This window comes from Streptomyces minutiscleroticus (assembly GCF_014650875.1).
Taxonomy (GTDB): domain Bacteria; phylum Actinomycetota; class Actinomycetes; order Streptomycetales; family Streptomycetaceae; genus Streptomyces; species Streptomyces minutiscleroticus.
The window spans coordinates 152,904-168,381 of record NZ_BMVU01000012.1; the positions used below are offsets into that span (position 1 = coordinate 152,904).

Here is a 15,478-nt window from a genome sequence, read left to right on the forward strand (position 1 = left end):
CGAAGGACGCGGTCCCTTCCGCGAGGTCGCGGGCGCGGCGGCCCGGCGCGGCCGGCCGTGCGGAAGGGCGGAGTGGGCGGCGCTATGCGATTCGGGCTGCTGGGCGCGCCTGTCGTGTACGACGCCGACGGCCGGCCGCAGTCCATCGGCAGCGCGAAGATGCGGACCCTGCTGGCCGCGCTCCTCCTCGAACCGGGCCGGGTCGTCTCCGTCGGCTCCCTCAAGGACGCCCTGTGGGGCGGCTCCCCGCCCGCGTCCGCGCACGCCTCCCTCCAGAACCACGTCACGCGGCTGCGGCGCCTCCTCGACGACCCGGAACGGCTGCGGGCGGTGGCCCCCGGCTACCTGCTGCGCGTCGGCGAGAACGAGCTGGACGCCCGCGTCTTCGACCGGCACGTGATGGCCGCGCGCTTCGCGCACGTGGGACGCGACTGGACCCGCGTCCTGCACGAGTCCGCGGCCGCGCTCGCGCTGTGGCGCGGCACGCCGCTCGGCGGCCTGTCGCTCGCGGAGGTGGGCGGCCACGCGTTCGTCCAGCGCATGGAGGAGGCGCGGCTGCTCGTACTGGAGTGGCGCTACGACGCCGAGCTGCGGCTCGGCGGCACGCGCCTCGCGGCCCTCGCGCCCGAGCTGGCCGCGCTGGTCGCCGAGCATCCGCTGCGGGAGGCGTTCCACCGGCAGCTGATGCTGGTCCTGCACCGGACCGGGCGGCAGGCCGAGGCCCTGGCCGTCCACCGCGACCTGCGGACGCGGCTCGTGGAGGAACTGGGCGTCGAGCCCGGTCCCGCCGTGCGCGAGGCGCACCAGGAGGTGCTGCGGGAGCCGGAGGGCCGGGGCGGGGACCGTCGGGGAACGGGAAGCTCCGCCGGGTCCGCCGGCAAACCGGCCGACGGCGCGCACGGACACGCGCCGCAGGACGTACGGGCGCCCGGCGCCGGGGACGACGGCGCGGGGGCCCTGCGCGCCGCGGGCGGCGTGCCGGCTCCCCGGACCGCCGCCCCCGCGGACGCCGTACCGAAGGCCCCCGGTGGACCGTCGGACGCACCCGCCCCCGACGGTGCGGCTGACGCGCCCGCGCCCGGGGGCGGCACTGCCGTACCGGCTCCCGGTCGCGCGGCCCGGGCCGAGGACGAGGGGCCGGCCAGGGGCGGGGAGCGGGCCGGGAGCGAAGGGCGGGCCGGAGGCGAGGGGCGGGCCGAGGGCGAAGGGCGGGGCGGCGGTGAGGGGCGGGCCGCGAGTCCGCCGCGCCCCGCCCAGCTCCCTCCCGCCCCGGCCCACTTCACCGGCCGGCGCGACGTGCGGTCGCGGCTCGCGCGGGTGCTCGGCGACGCGGAGCGGTCCGCCGCGGCCGTGGCCGTGGTCAGCGGGATGGCGGGGGTCGGCAAGAGCGCGCTCGCGCTGCACGTCGCGCACGGGCTGCGGGAGCGTTTCCCCGACGGCCAGCTCTACGTGAACCTGCACGGCGCCACGCCCGGCATGGTCCCGCTCACGCCCGGCCAGGCGCTCGCCGCCCTGCTGCGCGACCTCGGCGTCGAGCCGCGCCGCATCCCCGACCAGCCGGATGCGGCCGCCGCGTCCCTGCGGTCGCTGCTCGCGCCCACGCGCACGCTCATGGTGCTCGACGACGCCGAGAACGCCGCCCAGGTGCGGCCGCTGCTGCCCGCGGGCGCCGGCTGCGCGGTGATCGTCACCAGCCGCTCGCCGCTCGCGGCGCTCGACGGAGCGCACCGCTTCCCGCTCGCGCCGCTGTCGGACGAGGACAGCGCGGCGCTGCTGTGCGCCGTGTCCGGGCGCGACGGGCTCCACGCCGGGCACCCCCTCGTCGAACTGACCGGACGGCTGCCGCTCGCCCTGCGCGTCGTCGCCGCCCGCCTCGCCGCGCGCCGCGCGCTCACCCCCGACGCGCTGGCCGGTCAGCTGGAGGCCAGCGACGGCCGGCTGCGGCAGCTGGAGTACGACGACCTGAGCGTCCGCAGATCGCTGGCCGTCGCCCACGACGCGCTGCGCGCCTCGGACCGCGAGGCCGACCGGGACGCCGCGCTCGTCCTGCGCCGGATCGGGGCCCTCGACCTGCCCGGGTACGGGGCACCGCTGCTGGCGGTCCTGACGGGCACGGACGAACGCCGGGCCGAGGCCGCGCTCGACCGCCTGGTCGACGTGGCCCTCCTGGAGGAGACGTCGTACGGCCGCTACACCCCGCACGACCTCGTACGCCACTTCGCCCGCGAACTGGCCGCGGCCGACGCCCGGGACGCTCCCGACGCCGGGACCGGTCCCCGCGGGGGCGCGGAGGCCGGGGACGGGCCCGGGCTCCCGCCCGTGGAGACGGCATTGCGCTGGTACACGGACCTCGCGCGGCAGAGCATGCTCGCCATCCAGCCGTCCGACCACGAGCGCGACGAACGGCTGCGGCCGACACCCTCGGAGCGGGCGCTCCCCGCGTCGCCCCTCGCCGCCGCGCCCCCGTTCCCGTCCGCCGAGGACGCCTTCGCCTGGTGCGACGGGGAGCTGCGGAACGTGGTCGCGCTGGTCGAGCGGTACGCCGCCGACCGGTCCGGGCCCCTCACCGCCCCGGACCGGACCACGGCCCTGGACCGAGCCACCGCCCCGGACCGGACCACCGCCCTGGACCGAGCCACCGCCCCGGACCGGACCACCGCCCCGGACCGGACCACCGCCCCGGACCGGACAGCGACCGGTCCGGGGACGGCCGCTCCCGCGCAGTCCGCCGCTTCCACACAGCCCGCCGCTTCCACACAGCCCGCGGCGGCCTCCGCCCCGCTCCTCCCCCTCGTTCCCGCCCTCGTCCGCTGCCTCTTCCCCTATCTGCAGCGCGCGGGGCGCCTCGCCGAACTGGACGCGCTCGGGCGGACCGCGCTCGCCGCCGCGCGCGCCCTGGGCGACACCGCCGCCGAGGGGTTCGCGCTCACCGACCGCGCCGGGCTGCACTTCCTGTCCGGCAGAGCCGGCGAGGCCCTCGCCCTGAACGACCAGGCGCTCGCCCTGTGGCGCCGGCTCGACGTGGTGCCGTGCGTGCGGACCTGCCTCAACAACCGCGGCCTCCTCCTGGAGGGCCTCGGCCGGCACACGGAGAGCGAGGCCGCGCTCCGGGAGAGCCTGGAGCTGTCCCGCCGGCTGGGGGACCCGTACGGCGAGGCCGTGACCTTCAGCCACCTCGGCCATCTGTACCGGCACACCGACGCGCGCGCCGCCATCGCCCACCACGAGCGCAGCCTCGCCCTCGGGGAGGTCGCCGGCAGCCTCCTCGTCCGCCACACCGCCCACTGCAACATCGGCTACGCCCGCCTCGCCCTCGGCGAGCCGGCCGCCGCCGTCGCCGACTTCGAGGAGGCCCTGCGGGTACTGGGGGGCGCGGAGGACTGGCAGGGCGAGGCCCAGACCCGGCTCGGCCTGGTTCGCGCGCTGCGCGACCTCGACCGCGCCGACGCCGCCGGCCGCGAGTGCGCGGTGCTGCTGGAGCGCGCCGAACGCCGCGCCGACCTCTACATGACCGGTCTCGCCCGCCACCAGTACGGCCTGCTGCTGTACGCGGAGGACCGCGACGAGGAGGCGTACGAGCAGTGGGAGGCGGCCCTCGCGGCGCTCGACGGGACGGTCACCCGCGTGGTGGGGGAGCTGCACGACCTCCTGACCCGCCGCCGGCCCCGGCCCGCCGCCGACGCCCGACCCGCCACCGGTCCCTGACCCCCGGCTCGCTGCCGGCCCTCGGCCCGCCACCGGCCCCTGACTCCCGGCTCGCTGCCGGTCCGCCACCGGTCCCTGGCCCTCGGCCCGCCACCGGCCCCTGACTTCCGGCCCGCCGCCCGCCGCGGCTACTTCGCGTCGGCATAGCACTCCACCACCGCCGTGGTGAACGGGAAGCGCACCGGCGTCTCCCCGAACGTCAGCCGTCCCGCCAGGTCGCCGGCCTCCCGGATCGCCGCCGCCACCGCGTCCGCCTCCTCCGCGGGGCAGTGCACGATGACCTCGTCGTGCTGGAAGAAGACCAGCTCGGCCGCCATGCCCGCACAGGCGCGCCGCAGGGCGGCGAGCATCAGCAGCGCCCAGTCCGCCGCGCTGCCCTGCACGACGAAGTTGCGGGTGAAGCGGCCGCGGGCGCGTGAGCCGGAGGAGGCGTAACCGGGCCCCCGCTCCTGGTCGCCGTCGCCCTCGCCGTCGCCCTCGGCCGGCGCCGGCTCGTCCTGCGGGATGCCGGCCTCCTCGTCGGCCGTCCCGCCCGTCCCGGCCGCGGGAGGGCAGGTCCGCCCCAGCCACGTCCGCACCAGCCGCCCCTCCTCGCCCGCCCGCGCCGCCTCGTCCACGTACGCGACGGCCCGGGGGAAGCGGCGGCGCAGCGCGGCGAGGTTCTTCAGGCCGTCGCCCGCGGTCTGCCCGTACACGGCGCCCAGCACGGCGATCTTGGCCCGGTCGCGGTTGCCGGAGAAGGCCCGCTCCGAGACCTCCTGGTAGAGGTCGCTCGCCCGGCCGGCCACGTCCATCAGGGCGGGGTCGCGGGAGATCGCCGCGAGCACGCGCGGCTCCAGCTGGTCGGCGTCGGCCACGACGAGCCGCCAGCCCGGGTCGGCCACCACGGCGCGGCGGATGACCTTGGGGATCTGCAGGGCGCCGCCGCCGTTGGTGACCCAGCGGCCGGAGGCGGTGCCGCCCACCAGGTACTCGGGCCGGAAGCGGCCGTCCCGCACCCAGTCCTGCAGCCAGGACCAGCCGTGGGCCACCCAGATGCGGTACAGCTTCTTGTACTCCAGCAGCGGCTTCACGGCCGGGTGGTCGACCTTGGCGATCTCCCAGCGGCGGGTGGACCGCACCTTGACGCCCGCCTGCGCGAACGCCTTGACCACGTCGGCGGGCAGGTCGGGCCGCACCCGGCGGCCGAACGCGGCCGACACCTCGTCGGTCAGCTCGGCCAGCCGCCGCGGCTCGCCGCCGCCCGCGTACCGCTCCCCGAGCAGGTCGTGCAGGAGCTCACGGTGCACGTCCGCCCGCCACGGCAGCCCCGCGGCGTTCATCTCGGCGGCCACGAGCATCCCCGCCGACTCGGAGGCGGTCAGCAGCCGCATCCGCCCGGGGTGCTCGGCCGCGTCGTGCCGCCGCTGCTGGTCCGCGTACACCTCGACGAGCCGCTCCAGCGGGACGTGCACCGGGCGGGGCTCGAAGAGCGGGGACTGCGCGCCGGGCTCGGCGGAGCGCTGCGGCGGATCCGGCGGTACGGGGCCGCCGCGCAGTCTGGCCAGGGCCGCTGCCGCCGACCGGGGCTCGCCGGACCGTCCCTCGTGCCCGAGCAGCAGCAGCTCGGCGGCCTCGATGTCATAGCACCGCTCGACGCGGGCGCCCGCCGCGAGCAGGCGCGGGTAGACGCCGGCGGTGGACCGCCAGACCCAGCGGGTGACGCCGGGCCGGGAGCGCACGGCCGCCGCGAGGTCCGGCTCACGGACGACGGGACCGGAGGGCAGCCCGTCCGGGCCGAGGGGGACCAGCTCGGCGCCGCCGTCCTCGGCCGGCGCGAGAGCCCACCGGTCACTCATGGGGCCGAGTGTCGCAGGCGGCACTGACAACACCCCGGACTGCCGCGCCCGCCCGGGGCCGCACGTACTCCGGACGGCCATGTCCCGGTCCCGCGCACGCGTCCCGGTCCGGCCGGCCGTGCGGATCCCGTCCTCGAACAGCTCCGGCCCCGCGCGCACGCGTCCCGGTCCGCCGCGCCCCGTGCGGGCGACGGCGGCCCCGGACGGGCGGGGCCGGTGCCGCCCGCGCCCCGTCACGGCTGCCCGTGCCCCGCCACGTGCCGCCCGCGCCCCGCCGTACCCCGGACGGGTTCAGGCCCCGTCCCCGCCCTCCTCCGCCTCCTCCGTCCCGCCGGCGCCGGCCTCGCCCGCCGCCTTCACGATCTCGGCCAGCGCCTTCGTGACGTACGCCTCCACCGCCGCCTTGTCCACGCCCAGCCCGCTGAGGACGCCCTCGCCGGCCTCGTTCTCCAGGAGCGCGAGCAGGATGTGCTCGGTGCCGATGTAGTTGTGGCCCAGCCGCAGCGCCTCGCGGAACGTGAGCTCCAGGGCCTTCTTGGCCGCCGCGTCGTACGGGATGAGCTCGGGCACGGCCGCCGCCTTCGGCGGGAGCGCGGCGGTCGCGGCCTCCCGTACGGCCTTCAGCGTCACGCCCTGCGCGACGATCGCCTTCGCGGCGAGCCCCTCGGGCTCCGCGAGCAGGCCCAGCACCAGGTGGGCGGGGGTGGACACGTCGTTGCCCGCGGCCTTGGCCTCGTTGTGCGAGGCCACCACGGTGTTGCGGGCGCGCGGTGTGTACCGGCTGAAGCCCTGCGAGGGGTCGAGGTCGGGCGACGGCACGAACCGCTTCTGGGCCGCCTGCCGGGTCACCCCCATGCTCCTGCCGATGTCGGTCCAGGAGGCGCCCGACCGCCGGGCCTGGTCCACGAAGTGGCCGATGAGGTGGTCGGCCACCTCGCCCAGGTGGTCGGCGGCGATCACCGCGTCCTGGAGCTGGTCGAGCGCGTCGGTGTGGACCTTCTTGATCGCCTCGATGAGGTCGTCGAGACGCACGGACGTCGTGATGAGCGGGTTCGTCGTCATACTGTCAACCGTAGGTTGACAGTTGGAAGGCGTCAACCCTGAGTTGACACTTGACGTGGTTCCGGCGCCCGGGCGCCTTCGGTCCCCGGCGTGACACGATCGAGGCATGAGCACGACGAGCAGCACGGTGGACCGCGCCTTCGGGGCCGCCCTCTACGCCGACACCGACGCGGCCCTCGACACGGGCGCCTCCCTGCTCGCCGCCGACCCGGCCGCCGACGCGGAACTCACCCGGCGCGGCGAGGAGTTCGTGGCCGCGGCGTGGCGGCGCGGCTGGCAGCCCGCCGACGTCGTCCGCTTCGTACGGCGCGAGCTGGACGAGGCGCACACGGCCCTCGTCTCCGAGCTGATCCTGGGCGCGGAGGAGCGGCACCGTCCCGCGCGCGGCCGCCGCTGGACCGCCCAGCTCGACGACCTCGCCGCGGCCGCCGTCCGGCGGGCCGCACCGCGCCCCGACCGCTTCTCGCACGCGACCACCGTCCTGGAGCTGTACCGGCTGCTGCTGCGCCTGCCGACGCTGGAACCGCTGGACGAGGCGCCGGCACCCGGCGGGCGCGGCCGGACGGGCCGCCCCGAGTCCCGCATGCTCGGCCGCATCCGCGCGCTGCTGGCCAAGGCGGAGGCGACCGGCTTCCCCGAGGAGGCGGAGGCGCTGAGCGCCAAGGCGCAGGAGCTCATGGCCCGGCACAGCATCGACGAGGCGCTGCTCGCCTCCCGCGCGCCCGCCGCCGACGCGCCGGCCGCCTGCCGCATCGGCGTCGACCCGCCGTACGAGACCGCCAAGGCGACCCTCCTCGACGCGGTCGCGCGGGCCAACCGCTGCCGTGCGGTGTGGAACGAGCCCTTCGGCTTCTCCACCGTCGTCGGCTTCGAGCCCGACCTGGAGGCGGTCGAACTCCTCCACACCTCCCTGCTCGTGCAGGCCACGACCGCGCTGACCAAGGCCGAGGCGGCCGCCCGGGCCGGCGGCCGCAAGCGCACCAGGACCTTCCGCCAGTCCTTCCTCGCCGCGTACGCGCACCGGATCGGCGACCGGCTGGCGGCGGCCGCCGAGCACGAGGTGGCCGAGTACGAGGAGTCGGAGCGCCGGCGGGCCGGGACCGGCGGGGACGACGGCGGGGACGACGGCGCGGACGAGAGCCTGCTGCCCGTGCTCGCGGCCCGCGACGTGGCGGTCGCCGACCGTGTCGAGGAGCTGTTCCCGCACACGACCACGGCGCGGTTGCGCGGGGTCACCGACGCGGCGGGCTGGCACCAGGGCACACGTGCCGCGGACGACGCCCGCGTCACCCCGAGTTCCCCTCTTCCGGGCTCACGGGGCTCCAGGGGCTCCCGGGGCGGCAAGCGGTAGCGGCCTCCGGGCCCGAGGGCGCCGGCGCGGTCGATCCCTCGGCGGGTGCGGCTCCCGGCGGACGCGGTCCCTCACGGGCGCCGTACCGGTGCCGTCGGCCGGCCTCCCCCGGGACACGGCGTTCTCAGGACCCCGGACCCGCCGTGGGCAGTCCGCTCGGCAGCTTGCCGCCCTCGGCCTTGGTATAGGTCTCGGCGCCGAGGCCCTCCCACTCGACCTTCAGATCGGTGGAGCCGACGGAGCCGACCGTGCCCCTCGCGCGGCCGGTGTCGCCGTCGGTGCACTTCAGCTCGATCGTCCGGGTGCCCGACTCCTCCTTCGCGGTGCCGCTGCACACGGAACCACCGGTGGAGAAGAGCGCGGCCCGGTCGCCGGTGACGACGAGCGCGACGGCCTTGCCGTCCCGGGTGGTCACCCAGCTGCCCTCCAGCGCGCCGGCCGCGGAGGCGGACGGGCTCTCACCGGCGTCCCCGGAGCCGTCGCCGCTCCCCGTGGGCGAACCGGCCGGGGCACTGGTCCCCGTGTCCTCACCGGTCCCGCCGCCGTCACCGCCGCTGCAGCCGGTCACGACGAGCGCGGCCGCCAGTCCGGCCGCGGCGGCCGCCAGGCGCGTCCGCCGGCGCGAGTACGTCGCCGAAGTCACTGAAGCCCCCAGAGGAGTGGCGGGTGTGGTCGCCGCGGCCGCCGGAGCGCCGGAACGACCGCAGCAAGCTACCAGGGCGCCCTGTGGCGCGGACCCCCTCGGCGTACGACTCCGGCCGCGCGCACCGGCCGCCGCTCGCGTGACCCACGCCTCAGCCGCCACCTATTGAAAACGGGACCCATTTTCATAAAATGGAGGCATGGCACGCAACGAACTCCGTCCGGTCGTGAAGCTCCGGTCGACCGCCGGTACCGGCTTCACCTACGTGACCCGCAAGAACCGCCGCAACGACCCGGACCGCATGACCCTGCGCAAGTACGACCCGGTCGCGGGCCGGCACGTCGACTTCCGAGAGGAGCGCTGAGCGCGGTGCGTGAGGGCATCCACCCCGCCTACGGGCCCGTCGTCTTCCGTGACCGGGCCGCCGACCACGCCTTCCTGACCCGCTCGACCATGACGAGCGACAAGACGGTCGAGTGGGAGGACGGCAACACCTATCCCGTCGTCGACGTCGAGATCTCGAACGTCAGCCACCCCTTCTACACCGGGAACGCCCGCGTCCTGGACACGGCCGGCCGGGTGGAGCGCTTCGAGCGGCGGTACGGCCGCCGGCCCTGAGCCCCGCCCCCACCCCGCGTCGCCCCGTCCCCACATCGCGGCGGCCCCGCCCTGCACGGGCGGGGCCGCCGCTTTTTCACGTCATTGAGAGGACCGGAACGCGAGGCTCTCTTCGCACGTCTCTTCTGGTGCAAAGAAAACAGGACCGGACCGGCCGGTGCCGGCGATGGCGGAAAAGAACCAGGACAGAGGCTTGAAGTGCCGTGTCCGCCGCCTTCGTCGGGGCTCTTCCGGAAGGCTTCCGGGTGGTCGGTCATCACATCTGTAACCATGGACGCGGTGGCGTGCACGTGCATCCGTGTGTGCATCCGCATGTGAAGACAGCTATGATCCGCAGCTGACCACTGCATCTGAGGCATCACCGATCAATGCACCATCGGGGAGCGACCTGTGGACCACGACGTGTACAACGGCATGGCTGCCACGGATCTTTACGGGGTGAACTGGCAGAAGAGCAGGCACAGCAATTCGCAGGGATCGTGCGTGGAATTCGCGCGACTGCCCGGCGGCGAGGTGGCGGTACGCAACTCGCGATTCCCGGACGGCCCGGCGCTCGTCTACACGCGCGCGGAGATCGAGGCCATGCTCGCGGGCGTCAAGGACGGCGAGTTCGACCATCTGGTGAGAAACGGAGGCTGAACGTCCTGGCGTGCCTCGTGACGCACGTGAAGCCGCGGCGCTGCAAGCGCCGCGGTGTTGTCACGAGGCGCGCTGCAGCGTGAAGAGGGCCCAGACGACCTTGCCCTCCAGGGGGCCGGCCAGCGGATGCCAGCCCCAGTTGTCGGCGAAGGACTCGACGAGGAACAGCCCGCGGCCCGACTCCGCGGCGAAGTCGTCCGAGTCGCCGGCCACCGGACTGTCGTGACTCGGGTCGCGCACCGCGCAGACCAGGCGCGAGGTCCAGCGCATCAAATGCAGCCGTACCGGCGGCTTCCTCCTCTCGTCGCAGGGCGCGTCCGAGGTCAGGGCGTGTTGCAGGGCATTGGTGACGAGCTCGGAGACCGCCAGGCAGGCGTCGTCGAGCCGGTCTCCGACCTTCCATTGCTCCAAGGTCCTGCGGGTGAATCTCCGCGCTTGGCCGACGGCCTCGTAGAGGCCGGGCAGGGCGCAGGAAGCGGCCTGGTACATGGCCGCGGGCTCAAGCGGAGGAAAGTCCTGCTGTAACGGCTCGAGCATGGTCGATCCATTCGTCCCCATGCGTGGCACTCCCGGAAGAATCGCAGTCGTATTGATGCGGCGGTGGTGCGGCCCTCATGGTTTCGAATGACCACTGCAGATGCAAGAGCAGATGCACGTGCACGCGCCGGATTTGAACGCTCACATACCAGTTCTTACGCATTTCTCCGTGGCCCATCCTGTACTGCTGTGACAGAGACTCTCCGTCTCTGTAATCGAACAAGTACGGGCCGGAACGTTTTAATGGCAGACTTCGGCCCCTGAAGACGGCGGGGAGGAGCCGAAGTGACCAGAGGGGAGACAGGGGGGTCGCCCCGGTCGACGCACGGAGACGGGGCCGGTGGCGGCTCCGTGGTGCGGCGCATTCTGCTGGGATCCCAGCTGCGCCGCCTGCGCGAGGGCAAGGGCATCACCAGGGAGGCGGCCGGCTACGCGATCCGGGCCTCCGAGTCGAAGATCAGCCGTATGGAGCTGGGCCGGGTGAGCTTCAAGGCCCGGGACGTGGAGGACCTGCTCACGCTGTACGGCGTGGCCGACGAGAAGGAGCGGGGCCAGCTGCTCGGCCTGGCCAGGGAGGCGAACGCCACCGGCTGGTGGCACCAGTACTCCGACGTCCTGCCCACCTGGTTTCAGACATATGTGGGCCTGGAGGGCGCCGCGTCCCTCATCCGCGTCTTCGAGGTGCAGTTCGTGCACGGGCTGCTGCAGACCGAGGCGTACGCCCACGCGGTCGTCACGTGCAACGCCCGGGGGCTGGACGCCGCGGAGATAGACCGCCGGGTGGCCCTGCGCCTGGAGCGGCAGAAGATCCTCGTCTCCGAGCGGGCCCCGGAGTACCGCGTCGTCCTGGACGAGGCCGCGCTGCGCCGCCCGTACGGCGGCCGCGAGGTGATGCGCGCGCAGTACCAGCATCTGATCGACGTGTCCGAGCAGGCGAACGTGAAGCTGCAGGTGATTCCTTTCGCCCAGGGCGGCCACGCGGGCGAGAGCGGCTCATTCACGATGCTCAGCTTCCCGGAGTCGGAAGTACCGGACGTCGTTTACCTGGAACAACTCACCAGCTCGCTCTACTTGGACAAGCCCGAAGAGGTCGCGAAGTACGCACAGGCGATGGATCTTCTCGAATCGGACAGTCCGAATCCGGCACAAACGCGCGACATCCTCCGTGGACTGCTCCAACTGTCCTGATCCGGAAGTACGATGACGACCTATCCGGATTAATTGCGCATATGCCTACGGCGGTTGGGGATCGTATGTCCTTCTTCACTGACCTGGCCCACCAGTTCATCGACGGGAAGTGGCGCAGCGGAAGCGGGTCCTGGGACATCATCGACTTCAACCCCTACAACGGGGAGAAGTTGGCTGCCCTGACCGTCGCGACCGTCGCCGAGGTCGACGACGCCTACCGGGCGGCTGCACGTGCACAGACGTCCTGGGCCGCGGCCACCGCCGACAGCCGGTGCGAGGTCGTCGAGCGGGCCGTGCGCGTCATCGAGCGCCACCGGGCCGACATCATCGAGGCGATCATCGACGAACTGGGCGGCACCCGGGCCAAGGCGGAGTACGAGGTCGCGGCCGCGCTGCAGTTCCTGCGGGAGGCGGTGCTGCTGGCCATGCGGCCCATGGGAGAGGTCCTGCCGTCGGTGCGCGCCGGCGCGGAGAACCGCGTCCTGCGCTTACCCGTCGGCGTGGTCGCGGTCATCAGCCCCTTCAACTTCCCCTTCCTGATCACCCTGAAGACGGTGGCGCCGGCGCTGGCGCTGGGCAACGCGGTGGTCATCAAGCCCAACCAGAACACCCCGATCGTCGGCGGCTGCCTGATCGCCAAGATCTTCGAGGACGCGGGACTGCCCCCGGGGCTGCTGAACGTCGTCGTGACGGACATCGCCGAGGTCGGTGACTCGCTGATCGAGCACCCCGTGCCGAAGGTCGTCTCGTTCGCCGGGTCCGACCGTGTGGGACGCCACGTGGGCGCGGTGACCGCCAGCCACTTCAAGCGCTCGATCCTCCAGCTCAGCGGCAACAGCGCCCTGGTCGTCCTCGACGACGCCGACCTCGGCTACGCGGTCGACGCGGCCGTCTGGAGCCGCTTCGCCTACCAGGGACAGCTGTGCATGGCCGCCAACCGCATCCTGGTGCACCGCTCCGTGCGGGAGGAGTTCACGCAGAGGTTCGTCGCCCGGGTCAAGGAGCTGCGGACCGGCGACCCGCACGACCCCGAGACGCACATCGGGCCGGTCATCGACACCTTCCAGGCCGAAGCGCTCACCGCCCTCGTCAAGCAGGCGCTCGCGGAGGGCGCCACCGCCCTCGTCCGGGGGAAGACCTACGGCAACCTCGTCGAGCCGACCGTGCTCACCGACCTGCCGGCCGACTCGCCCCTGCTGCGCCAGGAGATCTTCGGCCCGGTGGCGCTGCTCGTCCCGTTCGACGACGAGGAGGAGGCCGTGCGCCTCGTCAACGACACCCCGTACGGGCTCAGCGGCGCCGTGCACACGGGGAACGTGGAGCGCGGGGTGAAGTTCGCCGAGCGGATCGAGGCCGGGATGTTCCACGTGAACGACGGCACCCTGCACGACGAGCCCATGGTGCCCTTCGGCGGCGAGAAGGCCTCCGGGTACGGGCGGCTGAACGGCGAGGCGACGGTGGAGGCCTTCACCACACGCAAGTGGATCTCCGTGCAGCACGCCAGGACCGCGTTCCCCTTCTGACCCGCCCCGCGGCCCCTCCCTCCTGGAGGGGCGCCCCGGACTTGCACCTCACGTGACGTGAGGGCCCAGGCTGGGGCGCGTACCGCACAGGAGGGAGCGGAGGAGATGAGCCACTCCGTGGGACAGGTCGCCGGGTTCGCCGGGGTCACGGTGCGCACGCTGCACCACTACGACGAGATCGGGCTGCTCGTACCGAGTGAGCGCACCCCCGCCGGACACCGGCGCTACGGTGACGCCGACCTCGACCGGCTGCAGCAGATCCTGTTCTACCGGGAGCTCGGCTTCCCGCTCGACGAGGTCGCCGCGCTGCTCGACGACCGGGAGACCGGCCGGATCGACCCGCGCGAGCATCTGCGCAGGCAGCACGGCCTGCTGCTCGCCCGGATCGAGAAGCTGCAGCGGATGGCGGCGGCCGTGGAACGCGCCATGGAGGCACGCACGATGGGCATCAGACTCACACCGGAGGAGAAGTTCGAGGTCTTCGGGGGCAAGGACCCCGAGGAGCACGCCGAGGAGGCCGAGCGCCGCTGGGGCGGCACGCAGGAGTACGCGGAGTCGCAGCGCCGCGCGGCCCGCTACTCCAAGGACGACTGGAAGCGCATGCAGGCGGAGGCCGAGGACTGGGGCGGGCGCTACGCCGCCCTCGTGGAGGCCGGCGAGCCGCCGGCCGGGGAGCGGGCGATGGACCTCGCCGAGGACCACCGGCGGCACATCTCCCGGTGGTTCTACGACTGCTCGTACGACATGCACCGCTGCCTCGGCGGCATGTACGTGGCCGACGAGCGGTTCAAGGAGTTCTACGACTCCATGCGGCCGGGGCTCGCCGAGCACCTGCGGGACGCGATCACGGCGAACGCGGCGCGGCACGGAATGTGATCCGAGGGGACGGGGGAGCGGAGGAGCCAGGGGGATCAGGGGAGCCGGAGGACCTGGGAAGGCCCGGAGGACCGGGGGAGGGCATCCGGGCGCGCAGGGGGCCGCGCCGGGGTGCCCGGCGGGGACCGGGAGACCCACAGCCGTGTCCCAGGTGGGCCACAGACGGCCCCGAGGTCGCCCTTGGAACCTGGTGCTGCCATCCTGCGTTGGTAGTTTTGATCGGCGGCCGCCCCGGCCGGCCGAGGCCGCCGTGCCCTCGTCTCCCCCGCCCCCTCACCCAGGAGTCCGGAACTGATGGAGCTTGCCCTCGGACCAAGCTGGCTGGATCCGGACTACTTGCTGAACTCCTTCGGCATCTGGGGACTGCTGCTCATCGTCTTCGCCGAGTCCGGTCTGCTGATCGGCTTCTTCCTGCCGGGCGACTCGCTGCTGTTCACGGCGGGCATGCTGATCACCTCCGGCACGCTGGACTTCCCGCTGTGGGGGGCCATCGCCCTGATCTGCCTCGCCGCGGTCCTCGGCGACCAGGCGGGCTACATGTTCGGCAAGAAGGTCGGCCCCTCGCTCTTCACACGCCCCGACTCCCGCCTGTTCAAGCAGGAGAACGTGGCCAAGGCGCACGAGTTCTTCGAGAAGCACGGCCCGAAGTCGCTGATCCTGGCCCGCTTCGTGCCCGTCGTGCGCACGTTCACGCCGATCATCGCCGGCGTCAGCGGCATGAGGTACCGCTCGTTCCTGATCTTCAACGTGGTCGGCGGCGTCCTCTGGGGCGCGGGCGTCACACTGCTCGGCTCCTGGCTCGGCCAGGTGGACTTCGTCAAGGAGAACATCGAGGCGATCCTGATCCTGATCGTCCTCGTCTCCGTGGTGCCGATCGTCATCGAGTTCCTGCGGGCGCGCGGCAAGGCGAAGAAGGAGGGCGGCGCCGCGGACGACGCCGGGGACGGCCCGCGGCAGGACGCCGCGCCGTACGACCGGCAGCAGGCCCCCTACGGCGACGACCCGCACCACCAGCAGCCGCACTACGGGAACCAGTACCAGCAGCCGCAGCAGGGGCAGCAGCAGTCCCCGTCGCCCTACGGCGGCCCGCAGCAGGGGCACCAGCAGCCCTACTACGGCGACCCGCACCAGCAGCAGGCGCAGCAGCAGCCGTACTACGGGAACCAGTACCAGCAGCCCCAGCAGCAGTACTACGGCCACCAGCAGCAGGCCCAGCAGCCGCAGCAGCAGCCGTACTACGGCGAGCAGTACCAGCAGGGACAGCAGGCCCCGCAGCCCCAGCAGCCGTACTACGGCCACCAGCAGCAGCCGCAGCAGCAGCCGTACTACGGTGAGCAGTACCAGCAGGGACAGCAGGCCCCGCAGCCCCAGCAGCCGTACTACGGCGACCGGCAGCAGCCGCAGCACCCGCAGCAGCAGTACCCGGACCAGGGCGGGCACCACGCCGACCGCTGAGCGGACGACGGAACGCGTGCGGCGCGGCACCCCGAAGGGGTGC

At 73.8% G+C, this 15,478-nt stretch carries 13 protein-coding genes; 9 read left to right on the plus strand and 4 right to left on the minus strand.

Annotated elements, in window-relative coordinates:
• Positions 1 to 84 precede the first annotated feature (84 nt).
• Positions 85 to 3,705, plus strand: coding sequence for an AfsR/SARP family transcriptional regulator (locus IE271_RS15400; RefSeq protein ID WP_190190855.1), 3,621 nt, complete (start codon positions 85 to 87; stop codon positions 3,703 to 3,705).
• Positions 3,706 to 3,833: 128 nt separating this feature from the next.
• Here IE271_RS15400 and IE271_RS15405 read toward each other — a convergent pair whose 3' ends face one another.
• The gene (locus IE271_RS15405; protein WP_190190856.1) at positions 3,834 to 5,543 is read right to left on the minus strand and encodes a bifunctional 3'-5' exonuclease/DNA polymerase; all 1,710 of its coding nucleotides are present in this window, start codon (positions 5,541 to 5,543) and stop codon (positions 3,834 to 3,836) included.
• A 291-nt stretch (positions 5,544 to 5,834) separates the two neighbouring features.
• Positions 5,835 to 6,605 carry a Clp protease N-terminal domain-containing protein gene (locus IE271_RS15410; RefSeq protein WP_190190857.1) on the minus strand — a complete coding sequence of 257 codons (771 nt, stop codon included), beginning with the start codon at positions 6,603 to 6,605 and terminating at the stop codon, positions 5,835 to 5,837.
• 106 nt (positions 6,606 to 6,711) lie between these two features.
• On the opposite strand from IE271_RS15410, the gene IE271_RS15415 reads away from it, so the two are divergent.
• On the plus strand, positions 6,712 to 7,956 hold the full coding sequence (locus IE271_RS15415) for a DUF2786 domain-containing protein (RefSeq protein WP_190190858.1): 1,245 nt from the start codon (positions 6,712 to 6,714) through the stop codon (positions 7,954 to 7,956).
• A gap of 124 nt (positions 7,957 to 8,080) precedes the next feature.
• Here the strand turns inward: IE271_RS15415 and IE271_RS15420 are convergent, their stop codons facing one another.
• Positions 8,081 to 8,599: a hypothetical protein gene (locus tag IE271_RS15420; protein ID WP_190190859.1), complete on the minus strand. Its 519-nt coding sequence runs from the start codon at positions 8,597 to 8,599 to the stop codon at positions 8,081 to 8,083.
• A gap of 199 nt (positions 8,600 to 8,798) precedes the next feature.
• Between IE271_RS15420 and rpmG the strand changes: the two genes are divergently transcribed.
• The 3 genes from rpmG (at position 8,799) to IE271_RS15435 (ending at position 9,856) form a co-directional block, all read left to right on the plus strand.
• Positions 8,799 to 8,963 (plus strand): 50S ribosomal protein L33, encoded by a 165-nt coding sequence (rpmG, locus tag IE271_RS15425; RefSeq protein WP_037717627.1) that lies wholly within the window; start codon positions 8,799 to 8,801, stop codon positions 8,961 to 8,963.
• A 5-nt stretch (positions 8,964 to 8,968) separates the two neighbouring features.
• Positions 8,969 to 9,217 (plus strand): type B 50S ribosomal protein L31, encoded by a 249-nt coding sequence (locus tag IE271_RS15430; protein WP_190190860.1) that lies wholly within the window; start codon positions 8,969 to 8,971, stop codon positions 9,215 to 9,217.
• 390 nt (positions 9,218 to 9,607) lie between these two features.
• Positions 9,608 to 9,856: a DUF397 domain-containing protein gene (locus IE271_RS15435; protein ID WP_229919357.1), complete on the plus strand. Its 249-nt coding sequence runs from the start codon at positions 9,608 to 9,610 to the stop codon at positions 9,854 to 9,856.
• Between the two features lie 60 nt (positions 9,857 to 9,916).
• On the opposite strand, the gene IE271_RS15440 is transcribed toward IE271_RS15435, so the two are convergent.
• Complete coding sequence (locus IE271_RS15440; protein ID WP_229919358.1) at positions 9,917 to 10,393, minus strand: ATP-binding protein; 477 nt, start codon at positions 10,391 to 10,393, stop codon at positions 9,917 to 9,919.
• 285 nt (positions 10,394 to 10,678) lie between these two features.
• Between IE271_RS15440 and IE271_RS15445 the strand changes: the two genes are divergently transcribed.
• From IE271_RS15445 to IE271_RS15460, 4 genes are all read left to right on the plus strand, one after another.
• Positions 10,679 to 11,581 (plus strand): Sco1979 family transcriptional regulator, encoded by a 903-nt coding sequence (locus tag IE271_RS15445; protein WP_190190862.1) that lies wholly within the window; start codon positions 10,679 to 10,681, stop codon positions 11,579 to 11,581.
• Positions 11,582 to 11,646: 65 nt separating this feature from the next.
• Entirely contained in the window at positions 11,647 to 13,104 is a 1,458-nt protein-coding gene (locus IE271_RS15450) for an aldehyde dehydrogenase family protein (protein WP_190190863.1), read from the plus strand.
• A 105-nt stretch (positions 13,105 to 13,209) separates the two neighbouring features.
• On the plus strand, positions 13,210 to 13,980 hold the full coding sequence (locus tag IE271_RS15455) for a MerR family transcriptional regulator (RefSeq protein WP_190190864.1): 771 nt from the start codon (positions 13,210 to 13,212) through the stop codon (positions 13,978 to 13,980).
• Positions 13,981 to 14,271: 291 nt separating this feature from the next.
• Positions 14,272 to 15,435, plus strand: coding sequence for a DedA family protein (locus tag IE271_RS15460; protein WP_190190880.1), 1,164 nt, complete (start codon positions 14,272 to 14,274; stop codon positions 15,433 to 15,435).
• Positions 15,436 to 15,478 lie beyond the last annotated feature (43 nt).

Bases quoted from the DNA above. Each gene is read 5' to 3' on its own strand.
- IE271_RS15400 (WP_190190855.1), top strand. From the start codon at position 85: ATGCGATTCGGGCTGCTGGGCGCGCCTGTCGTGTACGACGCCGACGGC.
- IE271_RS15405 (WP_190190856.1), bottom strand. From the start codon at position 5,543: ATGAGTGACCGGTGGGCTCTCGCGCCGGCCGAGGACGGCGGCGCCGAG.
- IE271_RS15410 (WP_190190857.1), bottom strand. From the start codon at position 6,605: ATGACGACGAACCCGCTCATCACGACGTCCGTGCGTCTCGACGACCTC.
- IE271_RS15415 (WP_190190858.1), top strand. From the start codon at position 6,712: ATGAGCACGACGAGCAGCACGGTGGACCGCGCCTTCGGGGCCGCCCTC.
- rpmG (WP_037717627.1), top strand. From the start codon at position 8,799: ATGGCACGCAACGAACTCCGTCCGGTCGTGAAGCTCCGGTCGACCGCC.
- IE271_RS15440 (WP_229919358.1), bottom strand. From the start codon at position 10,393: ATGCTCGAGCCGTTACAGCAGGACTTTCCTCCGCTTGAGCCCGCGGCC.
- IE271_RS15450 (WP_190190863.1), top strand. From the start codon at position 11,647: ATGTCCTTCTTCACTGACCTGGCCCACCAGTTCATCGACGGGAAGTGG.
- IE271_RS15455 (WP_190190864.1), top strand. From the start codon at position 13,210: ATGAGCCACTCCGTGGGACAGGTCGCCGGGTTCGCCGGGGTCACGGTG.